Source organism: Marinobacter sp. Hex_13, from assembly GCF_001566815.1.
In the GTDB taxonomy this organism is placed as follows: Bacteria; Pseudomonadota; Gammaproteobacteria; order Pseudomonadales; family Oleiphilaceae; genus Marinobacter; species Marinobacter salarius.
This window is the reverse complement of sequence record NZ_LSMM01000070.1, coordinates 55,973-81,004: the sequence shown is the minus strand read 5'-3', so window position 1 is coordinate 81,004 and position 25,032 is coordinate 55,973. Positions and strand designations below refer to the sequence as shown.

The 25,032-nt window shown below is 57.3% G+C and carries 21 protein-coding genes; 13 read left to right on the top strand and 8 right to left on the bottom strand.

What is annotated here, in order from left to right; translation table 11 throughout:
- Positions 1–54: 54 nt before the first annotated feature.
- From rng to AXW11_RS17260, 5 genes are all read right to left on the bottom strand, one after another.
- Positions 55–1,536 (bottom strand): ribonuclease G, encoded by a 1,482-nt coding sequence (rng, locus tag AXW11_RS17280; RefSeq protein WP_036209846.1) that lies wholly within the window; start codon positions 1,534–1,536, stop codon positions 55–57.
- A complete protein-coding gene (locus tag AXW11_RS17275; protein WP_041332424.1) occupies positions 1,529–2,134 on the bottom strand; it encodes a Maf family protein in 606 nt (201 codons plus the stop codon). The genes rng and AXW11_RS17275 overlap by 8 nt, the downstream gene beginning before the upstream one ends.
- Before the next feature lie 14 nt (positions 2,135–2,148).
- Positions 2,149–2,625: a rod shape-determining protein MreD gene (mreD, locus tag AXW11_RS17270; RefSeq protein ID WP_036209841.1), complete on the bottom strand. Its 477-nt coding sequence runs from the start codon at positions 2,623–2,625 to the stop codon at positions 2,149–2,151.
- Positions 2,625–3,515 carry a rod shape-determining protein MreC gene (gene mreC / locus AXW11_RS17265; RefSeq protein ID WP_075196514.1) on the bottom strand — a complete coding sequence of 297 codons (891 nt, stop codon included), beginning with the start codon at positions 3,513–3,515 and terminating at the stop codon, positions 2,625–2,627. Before mreC ends, mreD begins: the two co-directional genes overlap by 1 nt.
- Positions 3,516–3,635: 120 nt before the next feature.
- On the bottom strand, positions 3,636–4,676 hold the full coding sequence (locus AXW11_RS17260; RefSeq protein WP_036210335.1) for a rod shape-determining protein: 1,041 nt from the start codon (positions 4,674–4,676) through the stop codon (positions 3,636–3,638).
- Between the two features lie 377 nt (positions 4,677–5,053).
- Here AXW11_RS17260 and gatC point away from each other — a divergent pair, with 377 nt between their 5' ends.
- From gatC to gatB, 3 genes are read left to right on the top strand one after another with little or no spacing between them, the layout of a single operon-like run.
- The gene (gene gatC, locus AXW11_RS17255; protein ID WP_041332423.1) at positions 5,054–5,341 is read left to right on the top strand and encodes an Asp-tRNA(Asn)/Glu-tRNA(Gln) amidotransferase subunit GatC; all 288 of its coding nucleotides are present in this window, start codon (positions 5,054–5,056) and stop codon (positions 5,339–5,341) included.
- A gap of 46 nt (positions 5,342–5,387) precedes the next feature.
- Positions 5,388–6,845 (top strand): Asp-tRNA(Asn)/Glu-tRNA(Gln) amidotransferase subunit GatA, encoded by a 1,458-nt coding sequence (gene gatA, locus AXW11_RS17250; protein WP_041332422.1) that lies wholly within the window; start codon positions 5,388–5,390, stop codon positions 6,843–6,845.
- 21 nt (positions 6,846–6,866) lie between these two features.
- Positions 6,867–8,318, top strand: a complete 1,452-nt coding sequence (gatB, locus tag AXW11_RS17245) for an Asp-tRNA(Asn)/Glu-tRNA(Gln) amidotransferase subunit GatB (RefSeq protein WP_091640981.1) — start codon at positions 6,867–6,869, stop codon at positions 8,316–8,318.
- A gap of 216 nt (positions 8,319–8,534) precedes the next feature.
- Here the strand turns inward: gatB and rimO are convergent, their stop codons facing one another.
- Complete coding sequence (rimO, locus tag AXW11_RS17240; protein WP_091640978.1) at positions 8,535–9,881, bottom strand: 30S ribosomal protein S12 methylthiotransferase RimO; 1,347 nt, start codon at positions 9,879–9,881, stop codon at positions 8,535–8,537.
- A gap of 414 nt (positions 9,882–10,295) precedes the next feature.
- Between rimO and AXW11_RS17235 the strand changes: the two genes are divergently transcribed.
- The 4 genes from AXW11_RS17235 to AXW11_RS17220 all read left to right on the top strand — a co-directional run bounded on the left by AXW11_RS17235 (position 10,296) and on the right by AXW11_RS17220 (position 14,612).
- Positions 10,296–10,700 carry a PilZ domain-containing protein gene (locus AXW11_RS17235; RefSeq protein WP_036209818.1) on the top strand — a complete coding sequence of 135 codons (405 nt, stop codon included), beginning with the start codon at positions 10,296–10,298 and terminating at the stop codon, positions 10,698–10,700.
- A gap of 162 nt (positions 10,701–10,862) precedes the next feature.
- Positions 10,863–11,771 carry a sulfate adenylyltransferase subunit CysD gene (gene cysD, locus AXW11_RS17230; RefSeq protein WP_036209815.1) on the top strand — a complete coding sequence of 303 codons (909 nt, stop codon included), beginning with the start codon at positions 10,863–10,865 and terminating at the stop codon, positions 11,769–11,771.
- Between the two features lies 1 nt (position 11,772).
- A complete protein-coding gene (cysN, locus tag AXW11_RS17225; protein WP_091640975.1) occupies positions 11,773–13,431 on the top strand; it encodes a sulfate adenylyltransferase subunit CysN in 1,659 nt (552 codons plus the stop codon).
- Positions 13,432–13,595: 164 nt separating this feature from the next.
- Positions 13,596–14,612, top strand: a complete 1,017-nt coding sequence (locus AXW11_RS17220; RefSeq protein ID WP_075196518.1) for a nucleoid-associated protein — start codon at positions 13,596–13,598, stop codon at positions 14,610–14,612.
- A 178-nt stretch (positions 14,613–14,790) separates the two neighbouring features.
- Here AXW11_RS17220 and trmH read toward each other — a convergent pair whose 3' ends face one another.
- Entirely contained in the window at positions 14,791–15,531 is a 741-nt protein-coding gene (trmH, locus tag AXW11_RS17215; RefSeq protein WP_075196519.1) for a tRNA (guanosine(18)-2'-O)-methyltransferase TrmH, read from the bottom strand.
- Between the two features lie 175 nt (positions 15,532–15,706).
- On the opposite strand from trmH, the gene miaB reads away from it, so the two are divergent.
- From miaB to lnt, 5 genes are all read left to right on the top strand, one after another.
- On the top strand, positions 15,707–17,053 hold the full coding sequence (gene miaB / locus AXW11_RS17210; RefSeq protein ID WP_041332420.1) for a tRNA (N6-isopentenyl adenosine(37)-C2)-methylthiotransferase MiaB: 1,347 nt from the start codon (positions 15,707–15,709) through the stop codon (positions 17,051–17,053).
- Positions 17,054–17,447: 394 nt separating this feature from the next.
- Positions 17,448–18,431, top strand: a complete 984-nt coding sequence (locus AXW11_RS17205) for a PhoH family protein (protein WP_075196520.1) — start codon at positions 17,448–17,450, stop codon at positions 18,429–18,431.
- On the top strand, positions 18,428–18,901 hold the full coding sequence (ybeY, locus tag AXW11_RS17200; protein WP_036209787.1) for an rRNA maturation RNase YbeY: 474 nt from the start codon (positions 18,428–18,430) through the stop codon (positions 18,899–18,901). The genes AXW11_RS17205 and ybeY overlap by 4 nt, the downstream gene beginning before the upstream one ends.
- Positions 18,898–19,749 (top strand): CorC family transporter, encoded by an 852-nt coding sequence (locus tag AXW11_RS17195; protein ID WP_036209781.1) that lies wholly within the window; start codon positions 18,898–18,900, stop codon positions 19,747–19,749. The genes ybeY and AXW11_RS17195 overlap by 4 nt, the downstream gene beginning before the upstream one ends.
- Entirely contained in the window at positions 19,739–21,289 is a 1,551-nt protein-coding gene (lnt, locus tag AXW11_RS17190; RefSeq protein WP_075196521.1) for an apolipoprotein N-acyltransferase, read from the top strand. Before AXW11_RS17195 ends, lnt begins: the two co-directional genes overlap by 11 nt.
- Positions 21,290–21,463: 174 nt before the next feature.
- Here the strand turns inward: lnt and AXW11_RS17185 are convergent, their stop codons facing one another.
- On the bottom strand, positions 21,464–22,012 hold the full coding sequence (locus tag AXW11_RS17185) for a zinc ribbon-containing protein (protein ID WP_007154802.1): 549 nt from the start codon (positions 22,010–22,012) through the stop codon (positions 21,464–21,466).
- A 433-nt stretch (positions 22,013–22,445) separates the two neighbouring features.
- Between AXW11_RS17185 and leuS the strand changes: the two genes are divergently transcribed.
- On the top strand, positions 22,446–25,031 hold the full coding sequence (gene leuS, locus AXW11_RS17180) for a leucine--tRNA ligase (RefSeq protein ID WP_075196570.1): 2,586 nt from the start codon (positions 22,446–22,448) through the stop codon (positions 25,029–25,031).
- The last annotated feature ends 1 nt before the right edge of the window (position 25,032 follow it).

The window sequence follows — 25,032 nt, the reverse complement described above, 5'->3', positions numbered from 1 at the left end:
CTGGATGCCATCAGGGGTAATCGCCACGCCTAACCAATGCCTGCCGGGCCGGCGTTACAGCAGTACCACATCATACTGCTCCTGACTGTAGAATGGCTCAACCTGAAAACGGATGGTTTTGCTGATAAACGTCTCAAGGTCTGCCACGTTGTCGGACTCTTCATCCAACAGCCGATCCACCACGCTCTGGGACGCCATCACCAGATAGCTTTCCGCGTCATAGGCGCGATTGACCCTGAGAATTTCACGGAATACTTCATAACAGACCGTTTCGCTGGTCTTGAGAAAGCCGCGTCCATCACAGATGGGGCAAGGCTCACATAAAATCTGACCAAGGCTTTCGGTGGTGCGCTTACGGGTCATTTCCACCAATCCGAGCTCGGAAACCCCGGTAATCTTGGTTTTGGCGTGATCCCGCTCCAGCATTTTCTCCAGCATTCGGTGGACCTGGCGCTGGTGCTCGGAATCCTCCATATCGATGAAATCGATGATGATAATACCACCGAGATTCCTTAACCTGAGCTGGCGACTAATGGCACGGGCCGCCTCGAGGTTGGTCTTGAAAATGGTTTCTTCCAGGTTGCGGTGCCCCACAAACGCGCCGGTGTTGATATCGATCGTGGTCATCGCTTCGGTCTGGTCGATGATCACGTAGCCACCGGATTTGAGCTGGACCTTGCGACTGAGGGCTTTCTGAATTTCATCCTCAACAGAATACAGGTCAAAAATGGGACGTTCGCCCGGGTAATACTCGACCTTGTCGGAAAACTCGGTCACAAACTCCTCGACGAACTCCATCACCCGCTGGTGGCTTTCCCGACTATCGATGCGCACCTTCTCAGTCTGTGGACGAATCAGGTCGCGAATGGTGCGGATAAACAGGGGAAGATCCTGATACACCACCGAAGGCGCCTGACTTCGGGTAATGCGCTCCTCAATGGCCTGGTTCAGACGGTGCAGGTAGGTCATATCGCCAATCAGGTCATCTTCCGAGGCAGCCTCTGCAGCGGTGCGAATAATGTAGCCGCCAGAGATGTCCGGTTCTGCGGCAGCACCCTCTTCAACCAGTGACTTCAACCGTGAACGTTCGGTCTCATCTTCAATTCGCTGGGAAATACCAACATGACGGACGCCAGGCATGAATACCAGATAGCGCGAGGGGATGGATAGCTGGGTGGTCAGCCGTGCACCCTTGGTTCCAATGGGGTCCTTGGTGACCTGAACCACGAGGGACTGCCCTTCTCGGAGCAGGGTGCGGATATCCGGAACCGTTTTCGGTGTCTCGGGGGCTTCGCTGGCCGGCTGCTGACTGGTGACGACATCAGAGGCATGAATAAACGCCGCACGTTCCAGGCCGATGTCTACAAATGCCGCCTCCATGCCGGGCAATACACGAACCACCTTGCCCTTGTAAATGTTGCCCACGATGCCCTTGCGGCTGGTGCGCTCAATGTAGGCCTCCTGGAGCATACCGTTCTCCACGAGCGCCACCCGGGTTTCCACCGGGGTCACATTGATCAGTATTTCTTCACTCATTGCGGCTCTCCTGCCTGCTGTTCCAGGTTTCCCATACCGGGTATCCGGCACCGGCCAGTAATGCTGCGGTTTCCTGCAGGGGCAGTCCCACTACGGCGCTGTAACTGCCTCGGAGTTCCTCTACAAAAATACCACCCCGCCCCTGAATGCCATAGCCGCCCGCTTTATCCATGGGCTCACCAGTTGCCACATAGGCATCGATTTCCGCCGCCAACAGCTCGCGGAAACGAACATTCGCTATCACCAGGCGGGACTCACAAATACCCTTGTGAACCACAGCAACACCGGTCATGACCTGATGGGTGGTTCCCGAGAGCGCCTGTAACATAACGGTCGCATCGCCGGTGCTGTCTGGCTTGCCCAGAATCCGGCCCTCCAGTACAACCGAGGTGTCCGAACCAATCACCAGGCAGCCAGGCTTGGAAGCACTTCCCGCCAGAGCCTTTTCCCGGGCAAGGCGTTCGACATAGTGTTCGGCTGACTCGTTGCTCGCGGGCGTTTCGTCAATATCCGCCGGCTGAACCAGGAACGACAGACCGATCTGCCTTAACAGTTCGGCTCTTCGAGGAGACGCTGAGGCAAGAACAATAGACTGCATAGCGCCCTCCAATCCTAGCCAAGCTTGCGATTCAGGTTATCCAGCAACACACACAACACCGGCCAGACCAGAGCGCTGGTCAGCGCCGGCCACAAGTAGCTGAAACCGGAGCTGTCAGCTCCCAGTGTCTGCTTGATAAAATGCACCAGCATCTGGTTGATACCCAACAACAGGAACACCATCAGGCACTGCTGCGGCAAAGGGTACATACGCAGCCGCTGGTGAATGGTCAGCACCAGGAACGCAATAACACCCATGGCCAGGGCATTCACGCCCAGCGGGGTGGCTTCCAGTACGTCCAGCAGCAGACCGAGGCACCAGGCCAACAGGATACCGAACTGGGCCGGTGCCCGGAATGTCCAGTAGAACACAATCAGGCCCAGCCATTCCGGCCGGAACTCAAACCAGCCCAGCGGAAACAGCGAACTGCTGAGCACCAGGGCAAACAAAACGCTCAGGGCAAAAACGGGATAACTGATCACCGACAGCATTAGCGCACCCCATCCTGTTCTGGTGATCCAGCATCGGAGCCTTCGGGCGAGCTTTCAGCGTCATTCGTGGCGTCGTCCTGTTCCGGTGAAAACACAACCAACACCAGGCGACTCCGGTTCAGTTCCGCCATTGGCGTAGCACGAATTTTCACAAACGGTTCACCCGGCTCCTTGGAAATCTGGTCCACTTCCGCCACCGGGTAGCCCTTGGGAAAACGCCCCCCCAACCCGGAGCTGACCAACAGATCCCCTTCGCGAATATCGGCGGTATCCGGCACATGCACCAATTCAAGCGTGCTGGTGTCCCCATTTCCAAGCAGGATAGCTCGCAAGCCATTGCGAACCACTTCCACAGGCACCGCGTGGCTGCTGTCCGATACCAATAGAACCCGTGAGGTAAAACTACTGGTTTGTTGGACCTGCCCCATCAGGCCGTTGGCATCCAGGATAGCCTGGCCGACCACAACACCGTCGCGACTGCCTTTGTTGATCACCACTTCGTGAGAGAACGGGTCCGGTGAAACACCGACTATTTCGCCAACTATGACCCGGTCATCAAGGACCTCTGAGGAGTTCATCAGCTTGCGCAGTTCGTTGTTTTCTGAGGCCAGGGCGGCATATTTGAGCGCCCGGCGCTCCAGTATCAGCAAGCGAGCACGCAGCGCTTCGTTTTCTTCCTGGAGGTCTTCACGGGTGGTAAACAGGCTGGCGACCCAGTCGCTGAATTCGGAGGGTGCATTGCCAAGCCAGTGAACCGGGGCAAGGCCGGTACCGATCGCGCTGCGAACCGGCGTTACCTGATCGAAGCGGGCATCCGCAACAATCAGTATCGCAGAGAGCACAATAACCAGTAGCAGCCTGAAACCGGGAACGGGGCCTTGGACAAAGATGGTTTTAATAGCTCACCCTCCCGCACTCCATGCAGGTGTCCATACGACAACCGCCGCCGTGATCATTCACGAGCGGCGGCCGGGTAAAGGCAATGTCGGGGCGTAAAGCCGGAGTCAAGGTCAGCCCTCCTGGGAGAACATTCCGATTCCGCCACGATCAATCACTTCCAGCGCCTTGCCGCCACCACGGGCGACACAGGTCAGCGGGTCTTCCGCAATAATCACCGGCAGGCCGGTTTCCTCGCTGATCAGTTTATCCAAACCGCGCAGCAACGCACCACCACCCGTAAGCACAATGCCACGCTCGGCGATATCAGACGCCAACTCTGGTGGCGACTGTTCCAGGGCGCTTTTCACTGTCTGGACGATCTGCGCCAGGGATTCCTGGAGCGCGTCGAGGATTTCCTCGCTGTTCAGGGTAAACGCCCGGGGCACGCCCTCTGCAAGGTTGCGGCCGCGAACGTCGATCTCGCGGATATCCAACCCCTCATAGGCACAACCAATTTCGTGTTTGATGCGCTCTGCAGTGGAGTCACCGATCAGGCTGCCGTAGTTGCGGCGAACGTAGGTAACGATCGCTTCATCGAACTTGTCGCCACCGGTACGAACAGACTCGGCGTACACAATGCCATTCAGGGAGATGATAGCGATTTCGGTGGTGCCACCGCCGATGTCCACAATCATGGAACCGCTGGCTTCCTCCACCGGCAGGCCAGCACCAATGGCCGCAGCCATCGGCTCTTCAATCAGGAACACTTCCCTGGCACCAGCGCCCAGGGCGGATTCACGGATAGCCTTACGCTCTACCTGGGTGGATTTGCTGGGAACGCAAACCAGTACGCGGGGGCTTGGGGTGATAAAGCTGTTCTCATGCACCTTGTGGATGAAGTGCTGGAGCATTTTCTCGGTAACCACGAAATCTGCGATCACACCGTCTTTCATCGGACGGATGGCGGTGATGTTTCCCGGTGTGCGGCCAAGCATGCGTTTGGCTTCGGCGCCGACGGCTGCGACCATTTTCTGTGAGCCAGAGGTGCGGATGGCTACAACGGAGGGCTCGTTGAGTACGATACCGCGTTCGCGCACGTATATAAGGGTGTTGGCGGTGCCCAGGTCGATGGACAGGTCGCTGGAAAATAAACCTCGGAGTCTTTTGATCAACATTCGTGTAGTTTCAACCTGAGAGTTGCAGTCGCAAAAATGATGCGGCAACTTTAGCAGTGAGCACCCCCGCAGGCAAGGCACCATCGGGGCTCCCGAGGCGCCTTTCGCGCTTTTCTCCTTTGTTTTGGCCCCTCCCGCGATTGTTTGAATCTGTTACCATAGCGCTTTCTTTTTGAACTTGGGTGCATGGGCGCTTGAGAGACAGCCTTCCAAAACACGCTCAAGCACGTCCGTGTGGCGCTTGGGCTCCGCCATCCATGGCTCCGCACAGTTTTGGAAGGCTGTCTCTCAAGCACCCTCATCATCCGTGCAAACGTCAGTTGATATAAAGCGCGCATTTAAGTTACTGAAACTTCATATATATGGGAGGAAGCGTGACCATTTCCCGCAAGGACATTGAGAAAGTCGCTGTGCTCGCCCGCATTCGGGTGGACGAGGAGCAGGTTTCAGCGCTGGAAAAGGATCTGGGCAATATCCTGGATCTGGTGGACCAGTTGAGCGCGGCGGATACCGATTCGGTGGCGCCCATGGCCCACCCCTTGGATGCCGTCCAGCGCCTGCGCCCGGATGAGGTGACGGAAACCAATGAACGGGAGGCTTTCCAGGAGATTGCGCCGGCTACCGAGAATGGCCTCTATCTGGTTCCCCGAGTGATTGAATAAAGGGCATCGATTGACCCGACGAACAGCGACGTAAACAGGACGTATCATGCATAACAAATCCGTAGCAGAGCTTTCCCGAGATCTGGAAAGCGGCAAGATTTCCAGCGTGGAGCTGACCCGGCAGTTCCTGGGCCGCCTTGAAAAGGAAGATGAGCAGCTCAACAGCTTTATCACCATTACGGAAGAACAGGCCCTGGCCGACGCCCATGCGGCAGACGAGCAACGGGCAGCGGGTAAGGCCACACCCTGGACGGGTGTGCCCTTCGCCCACAAGGACATATTCTGCACCAATGGCGTGGCGACCACCTGTGGCTCGAAGATGCTGGCGAATTTTGTGCCACCCTACGATGCAACGGTCACGGAGAATTTCCGCAAGGCGGGCGCTGTGTGCCTGGGTAAGACCAACATGGACGAGTTCGCCATGGGGTCGTCTACCGAGTCCAGCTACTTTGGCGCCACTGCCAACCCCTGGGGTCTGAGCCAGGGCGAGAAGCGGGTGCCGGGCGGCTCTTCCGGCGGCTCCGCGGCGGCGGTTGCAGCGCGGCTGGTGCCCGCGGCGACAGCCACGGATACCGGCGGATCCATCCGTCAACCGGCCGCGCTGTGTGGCGTGACCGGGCTGAAACCAACCTATGGTCGGGTGTCCCGTTACGGCATGATTGCCTTTGCTTCGAGCCTGGACCAGGGTGGCACCATGGCCCGCACAGCCGAAGACAATGCGCTGATGCTGAATGTAATGGCGGGCTTTGACCCCAAGGACTCCACCTCCATTGACCGTGACGTTCCGGACTATACCGCAACGCTGAACGAGCCGTTGACAGGGTTACGCATCGGGCTGCCGAAGGAATACTTCGCTGGCAACCTCAGTGCCGCCATGGAAGAACAAGTTCGGGGTGCTATCCGGGAGTACGAGAAGCTCGGTGCCACGGTAAAGGAAGTGTCCCTTCCCCACGCTGACCTCGCCATCGCGGCCTACTACGTTATCGCCCCGGCCGAGGCCTCGGCCAACTTGTCCCGTTTTGACGGCGCCCGTTATGGCTACCGCTGCGAAGACCCGAAAGACCTGCTGGACATGTACACACGCACCCGGGCCGAAGGTTTCGGCACCGAGGTCAAGCGGCGGATTCTGGTGGGCACCTACGCCCTGTCCGCCGGTTACTTCGACGCCTATTATCTGAAAGCCCAGAAGGTTCGTCGGCTGATCCAGCAGGACTTCATTAACGCCTTCAAGGAAGTGGATGTGCTGATGAGCCCGACCACGCCCTCCCCGGCTTTTATACAGGGCGAGAAAACCAGCGACCCGGTGACCATGTACCTGGAGGACGTGTTTACCATTGCCATCAACCTGGCGGGCATCCCCGCCATGTCCGTTCCAGCCGGGTTTGTGGATGGGCTTCCAGTAGGCCTGCAGATTATTGGGGATTACTTCTCCGAAGCTCGCTTGTTGAACGCCGCCCATCAATTTCAGCAGGTGACCGACTGGCACCAGCGCGAACCGCAATAAGCCCGATACAGGAGAACGACTATGCAATGGGACATTGTGATCGGGCTGGAGATTCACGTTCAGCTCGCCACCAAAACCAAGATTTTTTCCGGCTCCAGCACCGCCTATGGTGCCGAACCCAACACCCAGGCCAATGCCGTTGACCTGGCCATGCCGGGCACGCTGCCAGTGCCGAACGAGCAGGCATTCCGCTACGCGGTGATGTTTGGCCTGGCGGTCAACGCCGAGATTGAACGCCGCTCAGTGTTCGAACGGAAGAACTATTTCTACCCGGACCTTCCCAAGGGCTACCAGACAACACAACTGGAGCGCCCAATTGTCGGCCCCGGCTATGTGGATATCGATCTGGCCAGCGGCGAATCCAAGCGGGTGCGTATTCACCATGCCCACCTGGAAGAGGATGCCGGAAAATCTCTCCATGAGGATTTCCACGGCATGACGGGCATCGACCTGAACCGCGCAGGCACGCCGCTGATTGAGGTGGTCACTGAACCCGACATGACCAATGCCGATGAGGCTGTCGCCTTTGCCAAAAAACTCCACGGCATTGTCACGTCCCTGGGCATCTGTGACGGTGACATGTCACAGGGCTCCATGCGCTTTGACGTGAACATCTCACTCAAGCCCAAGGGTTCCGATACCCTGGGCACCCGCACCGAAACCAAGAACCTGAACTCCTTCCGCTTCATGGAGCAGGCCATTGCCCACGAAGTCGAGCGGCAGATGGACATTCTCGAGGACGGCGGCACCATTGTTCAGGAAACCCGCCTGTACAATGGCGACCGGGACGAGTCCCGCTCTATGCGCACCAAGGAAGAAGCCAACGATTACCGCTACTTCCCCTGCCCGGACCTGCTGCCGGTGGACATCGACGACGCCTTTATCGACGAAGCCCGCAACAGCCTCCCGGAACTTCCGGATGCCCGCAAGGCCCGCTTCAAGGAGCAGTACGGCCTGAACGACTACGATGCTGGACTACTGGCTGGCGACTCGAAACTGGCCGCATTCTTCGAAGCCGCCGCTGATCGCGGGAAGGACGCCAAGTTGGCTTCCAACTGGGTTCAGGGCGAATTCTCCGCACGTCTGAATGCGGAGGAAAAATCTGTTGCCGACTCACCGATTTCCGGCGAGCAGCTTGGGGATCTGGTGGTGCGCATCGCGGACAACACGATTTCATCGGCGGGTGCCAAGAAAGTGTTCGAGGCGCTCTGGGCCGGCGAAAATGACAGCGTGGATGCGATTATCGATGCCAAAGGCCTGAAGCAGGTGTCGGACACTGGCGAGCTTGAGAAGATGGTGGACGAGGTTCTGGCCTCCATGCCGGATCAGGTGGCCCAGTATCAGCAGGAATCCGACCCCAAGAAGCAGAAGAAGATGCTCGGCGGGTTCATGGGGCCGCTGATGAAGGCCTCCAAGGGCCAGGGCAATCCGAAGCTGTTTAATGAGATTCTGGTGAAGAAACTGGGGGGCTGACCCTCTGGCTGCGGCCCCAGCCTGCTTGGTTTGGGGGGAGGCCTCGGTGGGAGGCTTCTCCCAAAAAACGCTTCAAGCACATCCGTGTGCGCTTGGGCTCCGCCATCCATGGCTCCGCACATTTTTGGGAGAAGCCTCCCACCAAGGCCAACTGGCTCCGAGAAAACGCCTGACAAGCAACTCCAGCCCAAGGAGGCTAGTAGCGTAACCTGAAGACTACCGAACAAGCCGACCCCATAGATCATGCTCATCCGCATGCTCGACCGCAGCCTGAACAATCTGCCCCGGAACAAGATCGGTTTCGTCGTTGAGGTAAACCATGCCGTCAATCTCCGGCGCATCCGCCTTGGAGCGGCCGATGGCGCCTTCTTCGTCGACTTCGTCGATGAGAACGTCAATAGTCTGGCCGATTTTGGCCTGCAATCGGGCCGCTGATATTTCAGCCTGTTTTTCCATGAACCGGGCCAAGCGCTCTTCCTTTACTTCTTCCGGAACGGCACCTTCGATCTCGTTCGCCTTCGCACCTTCCACCGGGCTGTATTTGAAGGCTCCGACACGATCAAGCTGAGCCTCATCCAGCCAATCCAGCAGGTACTGGAAATCTTCCTCTGTTTCGCCGGGGAAACCGACAATAAAGGTGGAACGGATGGTGAGCTCCGGGCAGATGTCACGCCACTTGCGAATGCGTTCCAGCGTCTTGCTGTCGTGGGCCGGGCGTTTCATGGCCTTGAGCACTTTCGGGCTGGCGTGCTGGAACGGGATATCCAGGTACGGCAGGATTTTGCCCTCCGCCATCAGCGGGATCACATCGTCCACGTGCGGATAGGGATAAACGTAATGCAGGCGCACCCAAACGCCCATTTCACCCAACGCCTCACACAGGGACTGCATCTTGGTCTTTAGCGGGCGGCCCTGCCAGAATCCGGTACGGTACTTGGTGTCGACACCGTATGCAGAGGTGTCCTGGGAGATCACCAGAAGCTCTTTTACGCCAGCGTCCACCAGGCGCTTGGCCTCGTCCATCACGTCACCAATCGGGCGACTGACCAGGTCGCCGCGCATGGACGGGATGATGCAGAAGGTGCATCGGTGGTTACAGCCTTCGGAAATTTTCAGGTATGCATAATGCCGGGGGGTCAGTTTGATACCCTGAGGAGGTACCAGGTCCGTAAACGGATCGTGTTGCTTGTTCGGCGGCACGAACTGGTGCACCGCTCCCACAACTTCTTCGTAGGCGTGTGGGCCGGACACGGCGAGAACACCCGGGTGAGTGTCACGTATCTTGTCCGCTTCAACACCCATGCAACCGGTTACGATGACCTTGCCATTTTCATTGATTGCTTCACCAATGGCATCAAGGGACTCCTGCTTGGCGGCATCTATAAAGCCACAGGTGTTCACCACGACGATATCAGCATCGTTATAGGTCGGTACCACATGGTAGCCGTCCAGCCGAAGCTGGGTCAGGATGCGCTCGGAATCAACCAGGGCCTTGGGGCAGCCAAGACTGATAAAACCCACTTTTCCGCTGCCTGCGGGAACGGATGAAATCTTGTTTGTCATAACCTGCACGAAATCGTGGAGCCGTTAGCGGCCCCGGTGGATGTTGGTGCGTAGTTTACCGCAGCCAATCCGACACCGTAAGTAACAGCTGTCCGTCGTATCCGCTGATCGCGAGCGCTCCGAATCGATATTGGTGACACCACGCTCACATTCAGTTCACAAATCTGACAGTTTTGGCGACAGGCAACTTGCTGATCACCAAACAAACAACTAAACTTTCAGGAAGTTAAGATCGAAACAACAAGCGCTTGCTGTTTTTCGCACTCGCCATATTGCAGATTTATGACAATTGGCTGGCTTTCTCGTGTGTATAGAAAGCGTGCCTGGAAAGAAGGCAGCGAGTAAAAAATAATAAAGGATTGAACGATGGGTAAGGCTGCCTGCTTTGAAACCAGAGATGCAAGAAGAGTGACTATGAAACCAGTTGCCGCCAAGCCAAACCTACGCAACCAACAACGCGTCGATGTCGCTACCGAAGCCCGGATTGAAAAAACCGACGGCAGCTGCCTTACCTGTAAAGTCTCCAACATTTCCCGAACCGGCCTGATGGTCCTCTGTGATCAGGACTCCGTGAGAAAACTGGTTCCCGGCCAGAAAACACCGGCACCCGGAAACTGGATATCCGTAACAACGACATTCTCTGTGCCGGTTGTTGCCAACCAACCCGTTTCTGTGATCGCCGGAGGCAACATTGTCCACATGCGACGAATTGCCCGCGACCAGTTCCAGCTCGGCATCCAGTTCTCGGAGTTCGAAGGCAATGGTTTCGACTACGTGAACAACTACGTCAGCAAACTGCTTTCCACCTCGTCGCACTAACTCGGAAGTTTTACCCTCCAGCCTTTCCTGCCGCTATATTGTTATAGCAGTAAACTCTAGTTACCCGACTTCTTATGCCATGGCCTGATCTGGTATCATTGCGGCATTCACACGCCCAGCCTCTATCGAATCCGGAGGCACGCAAAGCGGTAACAGGACACGATGACCACTTACAACCTGACGCATCTCAAACAGCTGGAAGCTGAAAGCATCCACATCATCCGGGAAGTTGCAGCCGAGTTCGACAACCCGGTCATGCTCTATTCCATCGGGAAAGACTCCGCAGTAATGCTGCACCTGGCCCGCAAAGCCTTTCATCCCGGCAAGCTGCCCTTCCCGCTCTTACACGTGGACACCACCTGGAAGTTCAAGCAGATGATTGAATTCCGGGACCGCAAAGCAAAAGAGTATGGCCTGGACCTGATCGTCCACAAGAACGAGGACGGGATCAAACAGGGCATCGGCCCCTTTACTCACGGCAGCGCCAAGCATACCGACGTGATGAAAACCCAGGCCCTCAAACAGGCCCTGGACAAGTACAAGTTTGATGCTGCTTTCGGCGGCGCTCGCCGGGACGAGGAAAAATCCCGTGCCAAGGAGCGCGTCTATTCCTTCCGTGACGAGTACCACCGCTGGGACCCAAAGAACCAACGTCCTGAGCTCTGGAACATCTACAACGGCAAGATCAACAAAGGCGAGAGCATCCGGGTATTCCCGCTGTCCAACTGGACCGAGCTGGATATCTGGCAGTACATCTACCTCGAAAACATTGAAATCGTGCCACTTTACTACTCTGCCAAGCGGCCCGTCGTGGAACGCGATGGCACGCTGATCATGGTGGACGACGACCGCATGCCTTTGAAAGAAGGCGAAAAGCCGATGATGAAATCCATCCGCTTCCGCACCCTGGGCTGTTACCCACTGACCGGCGCCATCGAATCCGAGGCAGACACGCTGCCGGAGATCATCCAGGAGATGTTGCTGGCAACCAGCTCCGAACGCCAGGGCCGCGTGATCGACCACGATTCGGCCGGCTCCATGGAACAGAAAAAGCGGGAAGGGTATTTCTAAGATGGCACACCAGTCTGATCTGATTGCGGAAGATATTCAGGCCTACCTGAAGCAACACGAAAACAAGGAACTGCTGCGCCTACTCACCTGCGGCAGTGTGGACGACGGCAAGAGCACCCTTATTGGCCGCCTGCTGCACGACACCAAGATGATCTATGAAGATCATATGGCGAGCCTGAAAAGTGACAGCGCCAAGATGGGCACAACGGGCGAAAAGCTGGACCTTGCCCTTCTGGTCGATGGCCTGCAGGCCGAGCGGGAACAAGGCATCACTATTGATGTTGCCTATCGTTTTTTCTCAACTGATAAGCGCAAGTTCATCATCGCAGACACTCCCGGCCACGAGCAGTACACTCGCAACATGGCGACAGGGGCATCGACGGCTCAAGTTGCGATCCTGATGATCGATGCGCGCCACGGCGTTCTGACCCAGACCCGCCGCCACTCTTACATTGCCTCTCTGCTTGGCATTCGCCACATCGTGGTCGCAGTGAACAAAATGGATCTGGTTGATTTCAGCGAAGAACGCTTCAATGAAATCAAGGACGACTACCTGGCGTTTGCCAATCAGCTTGGCCTGAAGGATATTCGCTTCGTGCCACTGTCTGCCCTCGAAGGCGACAACGTCGTTAACAGGAGTGAGAACACACCCTGGTTCGACGGCCAGCCCCTGATGGACATTCTGGAGACGGTGGAAGTATCCCACGACAAAAATCTGGAGCACTTCCGCTTCCCCGTCCAGTACGTGACGCGCCCGAACCTGAACTTCCGCGGTTTCTGCGGCACCATAGCCTCTGGTGTTGTGCGCCCCGGCGACAAAGTGATGGCCTTGCCTTCACGACGCACCAGCGCAATCAAAGACATTGTGACGTTTGATGGCAACCTGGAAGAAGCCTATATCGACCAGGCGGTCACACTGACGCTCACCGATGAAATCGATGTCAGCCGAGGCGATATGCTGGTCAAGGCTGAGGATGAGCCAGAAGTGGGCAACCGCTTCACCGCCAACATTGTCTGGATGACGGACGGCCCGCTGGAAACCGGTCGCCTTTACGACATCAAGCTCGGCCCGACGTTTACCTCGGCTACCGTCAAAAAGATTCATCACCAGACCGACGTCAACACGCTGGAGAAGAACGACAACCCGTCTGCGCTTCAGCTGAACGAAATCGGACTGTGTGAGCTGACCCTGAGCCAGCCCATTGCGTTTGATGCCTATCAGCGCAACCACGCCACGGGCAGCTTCATTGTGATTGATCGACTGACCAACGTGACGATCGGTGCGGGCATGATTGCTGGCACTGCAGGCACAGTTGAGTCGCTGGACCCGGTGACCAGCGAAGAGCGCGAGCGCCGTCTGGCGCAGAAGCCTGCCATTATTGCCTGTAACGGCAAGCAGGCCACGGCGCTGGCCTTGGCAGTTGAACGGGCGCTGTTCGATCAGGGCAAGACCTCCGTTGTCCTCAGCGAGGACAACGCCGGCAATGCCGAAGACCGTCGGCGCGCAGCGCAGGTGGTCAGTGCCCATGGCCTGATTGCCATTGCGGTGAACCTGGGTGCGGATGTGGCATCGGCGTCTGTTTCTGCAGACAATGACAAGGAGATCACTGAAGCGGTGACTTCACTGATTCAGGACCTGATGCGGCATAAGCGGGTTTAACCTCGCTTTTGGGACTTGAGGATAGCCCCCATGGTCTTAGGCCTTGGGGGCTTCTTCGTTTTGGGGCTGATCCCACAGCCCTATAAAAACCATTACAATCCCAATCCCTGAAGGTTTACCCTCAGCCTCCTACACGCTCTATTAACCAAGGGACTCTTGACTCCATGGCCATCAAACAGCTCCGCACTCTCTTCGCCAGCCAGTATCAGCCCGGACAGCCGGCGCGGGTTCGTCCCGGCGAGGCGTTGGCCGAGCCGGGTGGCGACTATGAGGCGCTTCACAAGCAGATGAAGCGCCTGTTCAACAGCAAGCCCGGCAAGAAATACGGTCGCTTTTCCGAGGACATCGGTGAAAGTCCGTTTAGCAGCTGGCTGAAGGACTACCGGGAGGACAAGCAAAGCTTTGCGTCGATGACTGACCGTCTTTTTGGGCAATGGCAAGAACTGCTGAACAGCGCCCAGGAGGAATTTGAGGGGCACCTGATGATTGTCCACGAAGCCCTCGCGGATGCGGAGGTGGTTTATCTGTTTATCCTGGAAAACGACAGCGCCATGCGTTTTGATGCCCAGCAAACGTTGGACGCGACGGACATCCTGAGCCTGTCGCGGCTGAATCTGGCGGTGCGCGTGGAATTGGACGACTGGCTGGGTGACAACGCCGGCGAGAACTATCTTACGCTGGTCCACGCTCGTGGTTCCGGGGAAGGCGGTGACCTGTTCATCAAGCTATGCGGTTTCACCAATCAGGTGGATGTGGAGAAAGAGACGCTGACGTTCATGGATGCCGTGGAAGCCTTTGCCAAATCATCCGAACCGGAAGAGGCAGGCAAGATTCGGGCGCGAGCCTATGAGTTCTCGAAGGAGCAGCATGCGTTGGGCGAGCCGGTGGCCATCGAGGCATTGTCGGGCTACCTGGATGAGAACGAGCCTCAGCGTTTCAAGGAGTTTGCCAGTGAGACTGCCGAGCTGCCGGAAAGCGGGGTGTTGCATCCAGATCACCGCAAGGTGAAGAAGCTGGTTCGGATTGCGGGCTCAGGTGGTGGTATGAGCGTGTCGTTCTCTTCGGATCTGGTGAATCAGGCGGTTTACTATGACCGTGACAACGACGCATTGACGATTACGCGGTTGCCTAAGGCGTTGCGGGAGCAGCTGCAACGTTATCTTGAAGGCCGGGAGGAATAGCAGCTCACTGATCTGATGACTTTGGGGGCTGACCTTCTAGACTGAGAACTCTTGGGGCTGGTCCCGCCATGGGGTAGCATTTTCTTCTGGAAAAAGAACTCGCTGCGCTCGGACACCTTTTTCCGGCAGAAAATGCTACCCCACACCGTGACCGATCAATCGACTGTGGTTAATCCTTTTATTGAGGTTCGTTGGTGGCTGATTCTGTTTTATCAGTCCACCTCGGACGGTTGGCTCGGAGCTTTCGGACTTCCTGCATCCAGCCTACGCCGTCGACTAATTCACCGGTTTCCGGGTCTATAGGCGGGTATGGCAGGTTGCGGTCGTCGCAGTAGCGTTTTACGACCGGCTGGCACCAGCAGAACAGCAGACGGTTGTATTCATCGTCTGGTAGCCTCTGGTGGGCATACAGGCCTGCCTGTTTCCTCTGCCGTTGTGCTTCGGACAGAATAATCGCACAGGCGGACGACACGTTCAGGGACTCCACCATGCCCATCATGGGGATCACAATGTGCTCGTCAGCCTGTTCGGCAGCGCTGTCGCTGACACCATCTACTTCATTACCCATGATCACCGTGCAGGGCACGGTGAAATCCGCTTCCCGGTAATCAATCGCTCTTTCCGACAATTGGGCGGCGTAGAGTTTGTGGCCCCGCCCTTTCAGCTCCGAAACCGCATCGTCCATGGTGGGGTGCGTGTGGGTGGTGACCCAGTTGTAGCTGCCGCCGGCGGTTTTTCGGAAGGCACGGAAACCTTCCCGCGGCCAGACCACGTGCATGCTGGCAAGACCAAACGCATCGCAGGAGCGGATGATGGCCGACAGATTGCGGGGTTTGTGGACCTGGTCGGTGAGGACGCTGAGATCGGGCTGGCGAGTATCCAGGGTTTGTTTGATTCGGGCCAGGCGTTCGGGAGTCATGATTGTTTGAGCGTTCTAAAAAATTGGAAAAACCAATACTACCACAAGCGATTTAGAGGATTGCCGAGACAAAGGTGGTTGCCGATTGATCACCCCGTTATAATGTGCAGCTAACTTTTTTAAGCGCCACTCCCAACCTCCCGGCGCAAATCACACACCAAGCACGTTGAGAATCATGGCCAAGAAGCTGTACATCAAGACCCATGGCTGCCAGATGAACGAGTACGACTCATCACGCATGGCAGACCTGCTTCGCACCGGCGAAACCGTCGAAATGACCGACTCGCCGGACGACGCCGACATCCTGTTGCTGAACACCTGCTCGATCCGCGAAAAAGCGCAGGAAAAAGTGTTCCACCAGCTGGGTCGCTGGAAGAAACTGAAAAACAGCAAACCGGACCTGATCATCGGCGTGGGCGGTTGCGTGGCCAGCCAGGAGGGTCAGGCGATCATCGACCGGGCGCCCTACGTGGACATGGTTTTTGGCCCGCAAACCCTGCATCGTCTGCCGGATATGATCACCGAAGTCCGCGCCAAGGGTAATGGTGTTGGCGTGGTAGACGTCAGCTTTCCGGAAATCGAGAAGTTCGACAACCTGCCTGATCCCGGCGCGGACGGCCCGTCCGCGTTTGTTTCCATCATGGAAGGCTGCAGCAAATACTGCACCTTCTGCGTGGTGCCCTACACCCGTGGCGAGGAAGTCAGTCGTCCGGTGGACGACGTGATCGCGGAAGTCGCCCACCTTGCCAGCCAGGGCGTACGTGAGGTGAACCTGCTGGGCCAGAACGTGAACGCCTACCGTGGCGAGACCCACGATGGTGACGTGATGGATATGGCGGAGTTGGTGACCCTGATCGCCACCATCGACGGCATTGACCGTATCCGGTATACCACCTCACACCCGGTGGAGTTTTCGGACTCACTGATCGAGGCCTATGAGCAGGTACCAGAGCTGGTCAGCCACCTGCACTTGCCAGTGCAAAGTGGCTCAGATCGGATACTGGCAGCCATGAAGCGCGGCCATACAGCTCTGGAGTACAAGTCCAAACTTCGCCGCCTGCGCAAGATTCGCCCGGACATCAGCTTCTCCTCGGATTTCATCATTGGCTTCCCGGGGGAAACCGAGAAGGATTTCGAGGACACTATGAAGCTGATCAACGATATTGGCTTCGATATGTCGTTCAGCTTCATCTACAGCGCCCGGCCCGGCACTCCGGCGGCGGACCTGCCGGATGACACGCCACTGGAGGTGAAGAAACAGCGCCTGAGCATTCTCCAGGACCGGCTGAACCAGAATGTGATGGACATCAGTCGCAAGATGGTGGGCACGACACAGCGTATTCTGGTAACAGGCTTGTCCAAGAAGGACCCCGGTGAATACGCGGGCCGTACCGAGAACAACCGTATTGTGAACTTCCGGCATGAGAATCCGGAGGTGGTTGGGCACTTTATTGATGTGGAGATTCGGGAGGCTCTGCCTAATTCTCTTCGCGGGGTTCCTGTGGGTTCCGGGATGTATTAAACCTGGGCCCCACGCGTCTCGGGTTTGGTGAATGGCGAGTGGTGGGGACCTCCTCCCAAAAAACGCTACAAGCACATCCATGTGCGCTTGGGCTCCGCCATCCATGGCTCCGCACATTTTTGGGAGGAGGTCCCCACTACTCTCCGCAACTTCTTCTCGTGTCTTCAGCGTGCAAATGGTCTTGTATTTAAACAAGTGAGCCTGCACATAGTTGGATAAGGGCGCTGGCCGGAGGACTATTCCAAAAACGTGGAGCGCCAAGGATGGCGCGACCGAGCCCTACATGGACGTATTCACGGGCGTTTTTTGGAATAGTCCTCCGGCCAGCGCCCGATTGCACAATTCATGACATACCCGCTCCCTGAATCCACGGGAGTAAACAAACGGAGCACTTTTGGACGCCAACGATCACCGACAATTCGACCTACACCCGGTAGACCAACGCCGGCTGACCACCCTCTGCGGCCAGTTTGATGAGCACCTGAAGCACATTGAGCGGCGCATGAACGTCAAAATTGGCCGCCGTGGCCATCATTTCCGGGTGGAAGGTGAAACTGAACACGTGGCAGCCGCTACGGAAGTTGTCCGGCACCTGTATCGGGAAACCGAAGCCAACGATGATATCTCGCCGGACATGGTTCATTTGTTTATCCGCGAGACCGGATTCGAACGGCTGCCGGATGACGTGCCTTACAAGGGCGCCGTCACCGTCATCAAAACCCCGAAACTGCAGGCCAAGCCCAGAGGCGAGAACCAGCAGAAATACGTGCACAACATCCGTACCCACGATGTGAATTTTGGCATTGGCCCCGCCGGTACCGGCAAGACATGGCTGGCGGTGGCGTGCGCGGTTGAGGCACTGAAAGACGAACAGGTGAAGCGCATCCTGCTGGTCCGGCCGGCCGTGGAAGCCGGCGAAAAACTCGGCTTCCTGCCGGGTGACCTGGCCCAGAAGGTGGACCCTTACCTGCGCCCCCTCTACGACGCCCTCTACGAAATGCTGGGCTTTGATCATGTGACGCGGCTGATCGAAAAAAGCGTGATTGAGATCGCGCCGCTAGCCTTCATGCGCGGCCGCACGCTCAATAATTCGTTCATCATTCTGGATGAGAGCCAGAATACCACCCGCGAACAGATGAAGATGTTCCTGACACGGATCGGGTTTGGTTCCACTGCCGTGATCACCGGTGACACCACCCAGGTGGATCTTCCCCGCGGGCAGAATTCCGGCCTGATCCATGCGGCCGGTGTGCTGAGCAAGGTGTCCGGTATTGGCTTCACACGGTTCGAGGCCCGCGATGTGGTGCGTCACCCATTGGTGCAGCGGATTGTCGAGGCTTACGATTCCTTTGACGACGGGAGCGCTACAGGCCAGTGAGTGAACTGACAGTGGACTTGCAGCGGGCCATCGAGGTACCCGAGGCGCCAGATGACATCGAGTTTGAGCGCTGGGCCCGGGCCGCATGGTTGGGTGAGAATCCATCCGAGGTGACGATCCGTATCGTTGCCAGTGATGAGAGCGCCGAGCTGAACAGCCAGTATCGCGGGAAATCAGGGCCAACCAATGTACTGTCCTTCCCATTTGAGGCGCCAGCCGGTATAACGGTTCCGTTGGCCGGTGATCTGATCATTTGTGCCCCGGTTGTTGAAAAAGAAGCAGCCGAGCAGCATAAAACACTGACGGAACACTGGGCCCATATGGTGGTGCACGGTATGCTGCACCTTCAGGGCTACGACCACATTGAAGACAATGATGCCGAGGTCATGGAAGCCCTCGAGATCCGGCTGCTTGCGCAGCTCGGGTTCAGCAATCCTTACGAGACAGAGGAAACGGAAAAAGACTCATGAACGACGATCAGTCGAGTCGCAGTCAGGGCAGCAACAAGTCCTGGCTGGAGCGTATATCACAGGCCTTCTCCAGCGGGCCTGAGTCCGTCGAGGACGTGCTGGAAATCCTGCGGGACGCCGAGTCCCAGGAAATCATCGATACCGATGCCATGAGCATCATCGAAGGTGCCATGCAGGTGATCGACATGCGGGTGGATGAAATCATGATTCCCCGCTCCCAGATGGTCACCGTCAAGGCATCCCAGGACCCGAAAGAGTTCCTGGGAGAAATCATTTCATCTGCCCACAGCCGCTTCCCGGTCATTGGCGACAGCCAGGACGATGTCATTGGCGTACTGCTCGCCAAGGACCTACTCCCTCTGGCCCTGAACAACGACCTCAACTGGACCCGCATCCGCGAGATTCTTCGCCCTCCCACGTTCGTACCGGAGAGCAAGCGCCTGAACCAGCTATTAAAAGAGTTCAAGGAAACCCGCAACCACATGGCCATTGTAGTTGACGAATACGGTGGTACAGCCGGCCTGATCACCATTGAGGATGTGCTGGAACAGATCGTGGGCGAAATCGAAGACGAACATGACTTCGACGAGGAAACCCACATCAAGGCCCGCGGCGATGGCACTTACGCTGTGAAGGCCGTCACCCCCGTCGACGACTTTAACGAATTCTTCGAAACCGAGCTGGACGAAGAGGAGTTCGACACCATTGGCGGCGTTGTGCTCAAGGAATTCGGCCATCTGCCCAGACGGGGCGAGTCGGTTGAGTTTGGCGGATTGCAGTTCACCATTGCCAACGCCGATAACCGTGTTATCCGTCTGCTGCAGGTAACGCGTGGTGATGACCAGTAATACAACGGCCCGAACCTCCGAACTGACATCCGCCCTGTCCGAGCACGCCTGGCTGCGAGCGGCCACTCTGCTCGTTGCCGGGGCCTTGCAAACACTCACCTTTTCACCCTTTAACTGGTGGTGGCTGGGGCCGTTGTCGGTCGCGCTGATACTGTTTTGCTGCCTGCCGCTCGCCCCGCAAAAGCTGTTTCGGGCTGGCTGGCTGGTCGGATTGGGGCTGTTCGGTACGGGCGCAAGCTGGGTCTACATCAGCATCAGTGAACACGGCAATACGTCCGTTCCACTCGCGATCATACTCACCGTTATTTTTGTGTCGGGACTCGCTCTTTTCCATGGTCTGGCGTTCTGGGCCTGGGGCAAGCTTGCCAAAAACAACGCGGTCAGGCGGCTGTTCCTGTTTCCGGCGGTGTGGATACTCTGTGACTGGGTCCGGGGCTGGCTACTGACAGGATTTCCCTGGCTGTACCTGGGCACCGCCCACGTTGATGGGCCTCTGGCCGGCTTCGCCCCCTTAACGGGCGTTCACGGGCTTACGTTCTGGGTGGCCGTGACCGGCTGCGCAATTCCAGGCTGTTGGTGGCTGATCCGGAAAGCCCGCCATGCCAGCACGGCGCTCGTCGCTGGTGTGGTGCTGCTGCCCTGGGTAACCGGCCCGGCATTCTCCCAGGCACAATGGACGACCCTGCAGACAGAACCAACCACGTTTGTCGCGATGCAGGGCAACATTCCCCAGCAAATCAAGTGGGACCCGGACTTCCTCCGGGACCAGATCGTCGCATACCTGGAGCTGACTGAAGACCACTGGGATACCGACCTGATTCTGTGGCCGGAAACCGCTATTCCGATTCCCCAGGACCAGGCTGGCAAAATCATCGACCACATCGGTGAGGAACTGGGAGAGAGCAGCACACTGATTACCGGCATCCCCTGGTACGGCTTCAGTGACCGCATTGAAGACTTTACGTACCACAACAGCATCATGGCCATCGGTAGCGGCGGCGGCATCTACCATAAGCAGAAGCTGGTGCCTTTCGGTGAGTATGTGCCGCTGCAGCAGTGGCTTCGCGGTCTGATCGGCTTTTTTGACCTGCCCATGTCCAGTTTCAGTCGCGGCCCTGCCAATCAGTCGCCGCTTGAGGCCAATGGCATCAGGATCATGCCGTTTATTTGCTACGAAGTGGCCTACCCGGACTTCGTCGCCACCAATGCCCGCAACAGTGACATGCTGCTGACCATCAGCAACGATGGCTGGTTTGGCGATTCCATTGGCCCGCTGCAACACCTACAGATCGCCCGCATGCGTGCACTGGAAACCGGTCGTTATATGCTGAGGGGCACGAATAATGGTGTAACGGCCATTATTGACGAGAAGGGCCAGATCACCGAAACCATCCCGCAGTTTGAACGTGCGGTGATGACAGGTGAGGTCTATGCGGCGGAGGGCAATACGCCCTACATGCAATCCGGTTCCTGGCCGGTGCTGACGCTGGCGGCGATTCTTATTGTGTTTGTTCGGGAGCGGGTGATTCCGCGGAACTGATTTCTCCTGGGGGCGGGTTCGTAGCCTGCCTGAATGGTGCCTGGCCACGGGGTGGGGGTCCCTTTTCTTTGGAAAAAGAACTCGCTTTGCTCGGACACCTTTTTCTGGCAGAAAAGGGACCCCCACCCCATGGCCGTTCTGGCTCTGCGCTGGACTCCCCTAGTCTTCCTATGGCTATTCTGACTTCCGTGGCCAGCGGCTGGTGACGCGTTCGTAGTAGTGGGAGCCGCAGGCGTCACAGGGTTCCAGATGGCTGGTTGCGGTCAGGCAGCGCATGTGGCTGCAGTTCAGGCATTTGAACATGCCGGCAGTGGCCACTTCGCCGCTGATATACTGGCTGGGCTCGTGGTTTTCCAGTTTCTGGTTCAGCTCCAGCGTATCCAGTCGGGTCTTATCCGCCACCGAGAACAGCATATCCGCCAACTGGTGCTCCAGCAGTGAGATATCCAGTTGCAACCATTCCTTCAGACCTTCGCCGGTTTCTTCCACAAAATGCAGCAGGTGTTCGAGGTCCCGCTGCAGATACGCGCCAAGCAGGTCCGCTTCTTCGCGGGTCATCTCTGCCAGTTCATACTCAAACTCCACCGCCCGCTCGATTTCCTCTTTCAAGGTATCGCGAGTGGTATTCTCCATATCACTGAGACGGGCCTGGACCCGCTCCAGCATGCGGTCGTAGGCCTCGAGAGCCCTGCCTGAGAGATGATTGCGTTCTGGTTCGGTCATGACAGCTCCTTATACCGGGTTACAGGTGCCGCGCCGGTGTGTCGGTTGCCTTTGCGGGACACGCTGTAAATACGTCCATGTAAGCTTGACTGCAGCATCCATGCTGCAGACAGTCCCGCAAAGGCAACCGACACCCCGACACCAGACATTGGCAGTTGCCTTGTAAGCCTGACTCCCAGAGTCCGGGGCAGAGCGGGTATGGCTGTCCAGGGATGTCAAAAACATGGATGTTTTTGTCAAGCGTACAGGGACGTATTTACAGCGTGCCCTGGACAGCCATACCCGCTCTGCCCTTCACCATAACCCCAAGCATGGCACAGTATCGGCAAATTGGCAGACTACCTGTTAAGCCTTGTGTGCGTTAGAATGTCCGGCCTCTTCGCACATCTTTTTTGATACGGTCTGATAAAGGGTAACTTTGGTAATGGCAGGAATGGACCAGCAATACAATCCGCGCGATGTTGAACAACAAGCCCGTACCTATTGGGAAGAAAACAACACGTTTACGGTGAAGGAAGAACCGGGCAAACCCAAATACTACTGCCTGTCCATGTTCCCCTATCCCAGCGGCAAACTGCACATGGGGCACGTGCGCAACTACACCATCGGCGACGTCATTTCCCGCTACCAGCGCATGCAGGGCAAGAACGTCATGCAGCCCATGGGCTGGGACGCGTTCGGTCTGCCCGCTGAGAACGCCGCCATTGCCAATAAGACTGCGCCGGCGAAGTGGACCCACGCCAATATTGCCTACATGAAAAACCAGCTCAAGCAATTGGGCTTCGGTTACGACTGGAACCGCGAGCTGGCGACGTGCAAGCCGGATTATTACCGCTGGGAGCAATGGTTCTTCGCCCGCCTTTACGAAAAAGGCCTGGTGTACAAGAAGATGTCCACCGTCAACTGGGACCCAATCGACCAGACGGTGCTGGCCAATGAACAGGTGGTTGATGGTCGCGGCTGGCGCTCCGGCGCGTTGGTCGAGCAGAAAAAGATTCCCCAGTGGTTTATCCGCATTACCGACTACGCCGAAGAATTGCTGAATGATCTGGACGAGCTGGAGGACTGGCCTGAGCAGGTCAAGACCATGCAGCGTAACTGGATCGGCAAATCCGTGGGTACCGAGCTGACCTTCCCCCTCAAAGGCCGCGAGGACGCATTGGACGTCTACACCACCCGCCCGGACACGCTCATGGGCGTGACTTACATGGCCGTGGCCGCCGAGCACCCCATTGCCAAGGCCGCTTCCGAGCGCTATCGCGAGGTTGCTGAATTTGTCGAGCAGTGCCGTAACAGCAAGGTTGCCGAAGCCGATATGGCAACCATGGAAAAGAAAGGCATTGATACCGGTTACAAGGCCATTCACCCGCTGACGCAGGAAGAGATTCCCGTTTACGTCGCCAACTTCGTGCTCATGGAGTATGGCACTGGCGCATTGATGGCGGTGCCCGGCCATGATGACCGTGACCACGAGTTCGCGCTCAAGTATCGCCTGCCCATAAAGCAGGTTATCGCCGCCACAGACAGCCGCGAAATCGATGTTCAGGAGCGCGCCTTCACCGAAAAAGGTGTTCTGGTATCCTCTGGAAAGTACAACGGCCTGACCAGTGCCGAGGCGTTTGACGCAATCGCCGATCATCTGGAAGAAAGCGGTATTGGCAAGCGCACGGTCAACTATCGCCTGCGGGACTGGGGCGTGTCGCGCCAACGCTACTGGGGCGCTCCAATCCCGATGATGACCCTGGACGATGGCACCGAACGCCCGGTACCGGACGATCAGTTGCCGATCACACTGCCCGAAGACGTGGAGATGGACGGCGTCCAATCTCCCATCAAGGCAGATCCGGAATGGGCAAAGACCAGCTTTGAAGGCCAACCGGCCACGCTGGAAACAGACACCTTTGACACCTTTATGGAGTCGTCCTGGTACTACGCCCGCTTCTGCAGCCCCAACTACGACAAGGGCATGCTGGACCCGGCTGCCGCCAACTACTGGCTGCCGGTAGATCAATATATCGGCGGCATCGAGCACGCCATTCTGCACCTGCTTTATGCGCGCTTCTTCCATAAGCTGCTGCGGGATGTGGGGCTGGTCAACAGTTCCGAGCCCTTTAACCGCCTTCTGTGCCAGGGCATGGTGCTGGCCGAAACCTATTATCGTGAAGACGATAACGGTGCAAAAATCTGGATCTCGCCAGCGGATGTCGTTACTGAGAAAGACGACAAGGGTCAGGTCGTGCGCGCCGTTCACAAGGACGACGGACAACCGGTGGTGGCCGGTGGTGTCACCAAGATGTCCAAGTCCAAGAACAACGGCATTGACCCCCAGGCTATTATCGATGAGCACGGTGCCGATACCGTGCGTCTGTTCATGATGTTTGCGGCGCCTCCAGAGCAGTCACTGGAATGGTCCGACAGCGGTGTTGAGGGCGCCCACCGTTTCCTCAAGCGCCTGTGGCGTATGGTCAGCGAGCACACTGAAAGCGGAATAGTTCCTGCCCTGGATACCACCGGCCTCAGTGAAGGTCAGCGCAATCTTCGTCGCAAGACCCATGAGACTATTGCCAAGGTGAGCGACGATGTCAGCCGACGGTTGACGTTCAACACCTCCATCGCAGCGGTGATGGAACTGCTCAACGATGTCAGCAAACTGACTGACAATGAGCCCCAGAGCCTGGCGGTTCGCCAGGAAGCACTGGATACCGCGGTACTCGTCCTGTCTCCAATCGTTCCCCATATCTGTCACCAGTTGTGGCACGCACTGGGTCACGACGAGCCTGTGGTTGACGCGCCCTGGCCTGAGGCAGACAAGGACGCCATGGTTCGCAGCGAGATTCAGGTTGTCCTGCAGGTGAATGGCAAAGTCAGGGCAAAAGCCGACGTCCCAGCGAACATCGAGAAGAGCGCACTGGAAGCTCTGGCACTCGAGAACGAGAACGTTGTCCGTTTCACCGAGGGCAAAACCGTGCGAAAGGTCATCGTTGTGCCCGGTAAACTGGTGAACGTGGTGGCGAACTGAT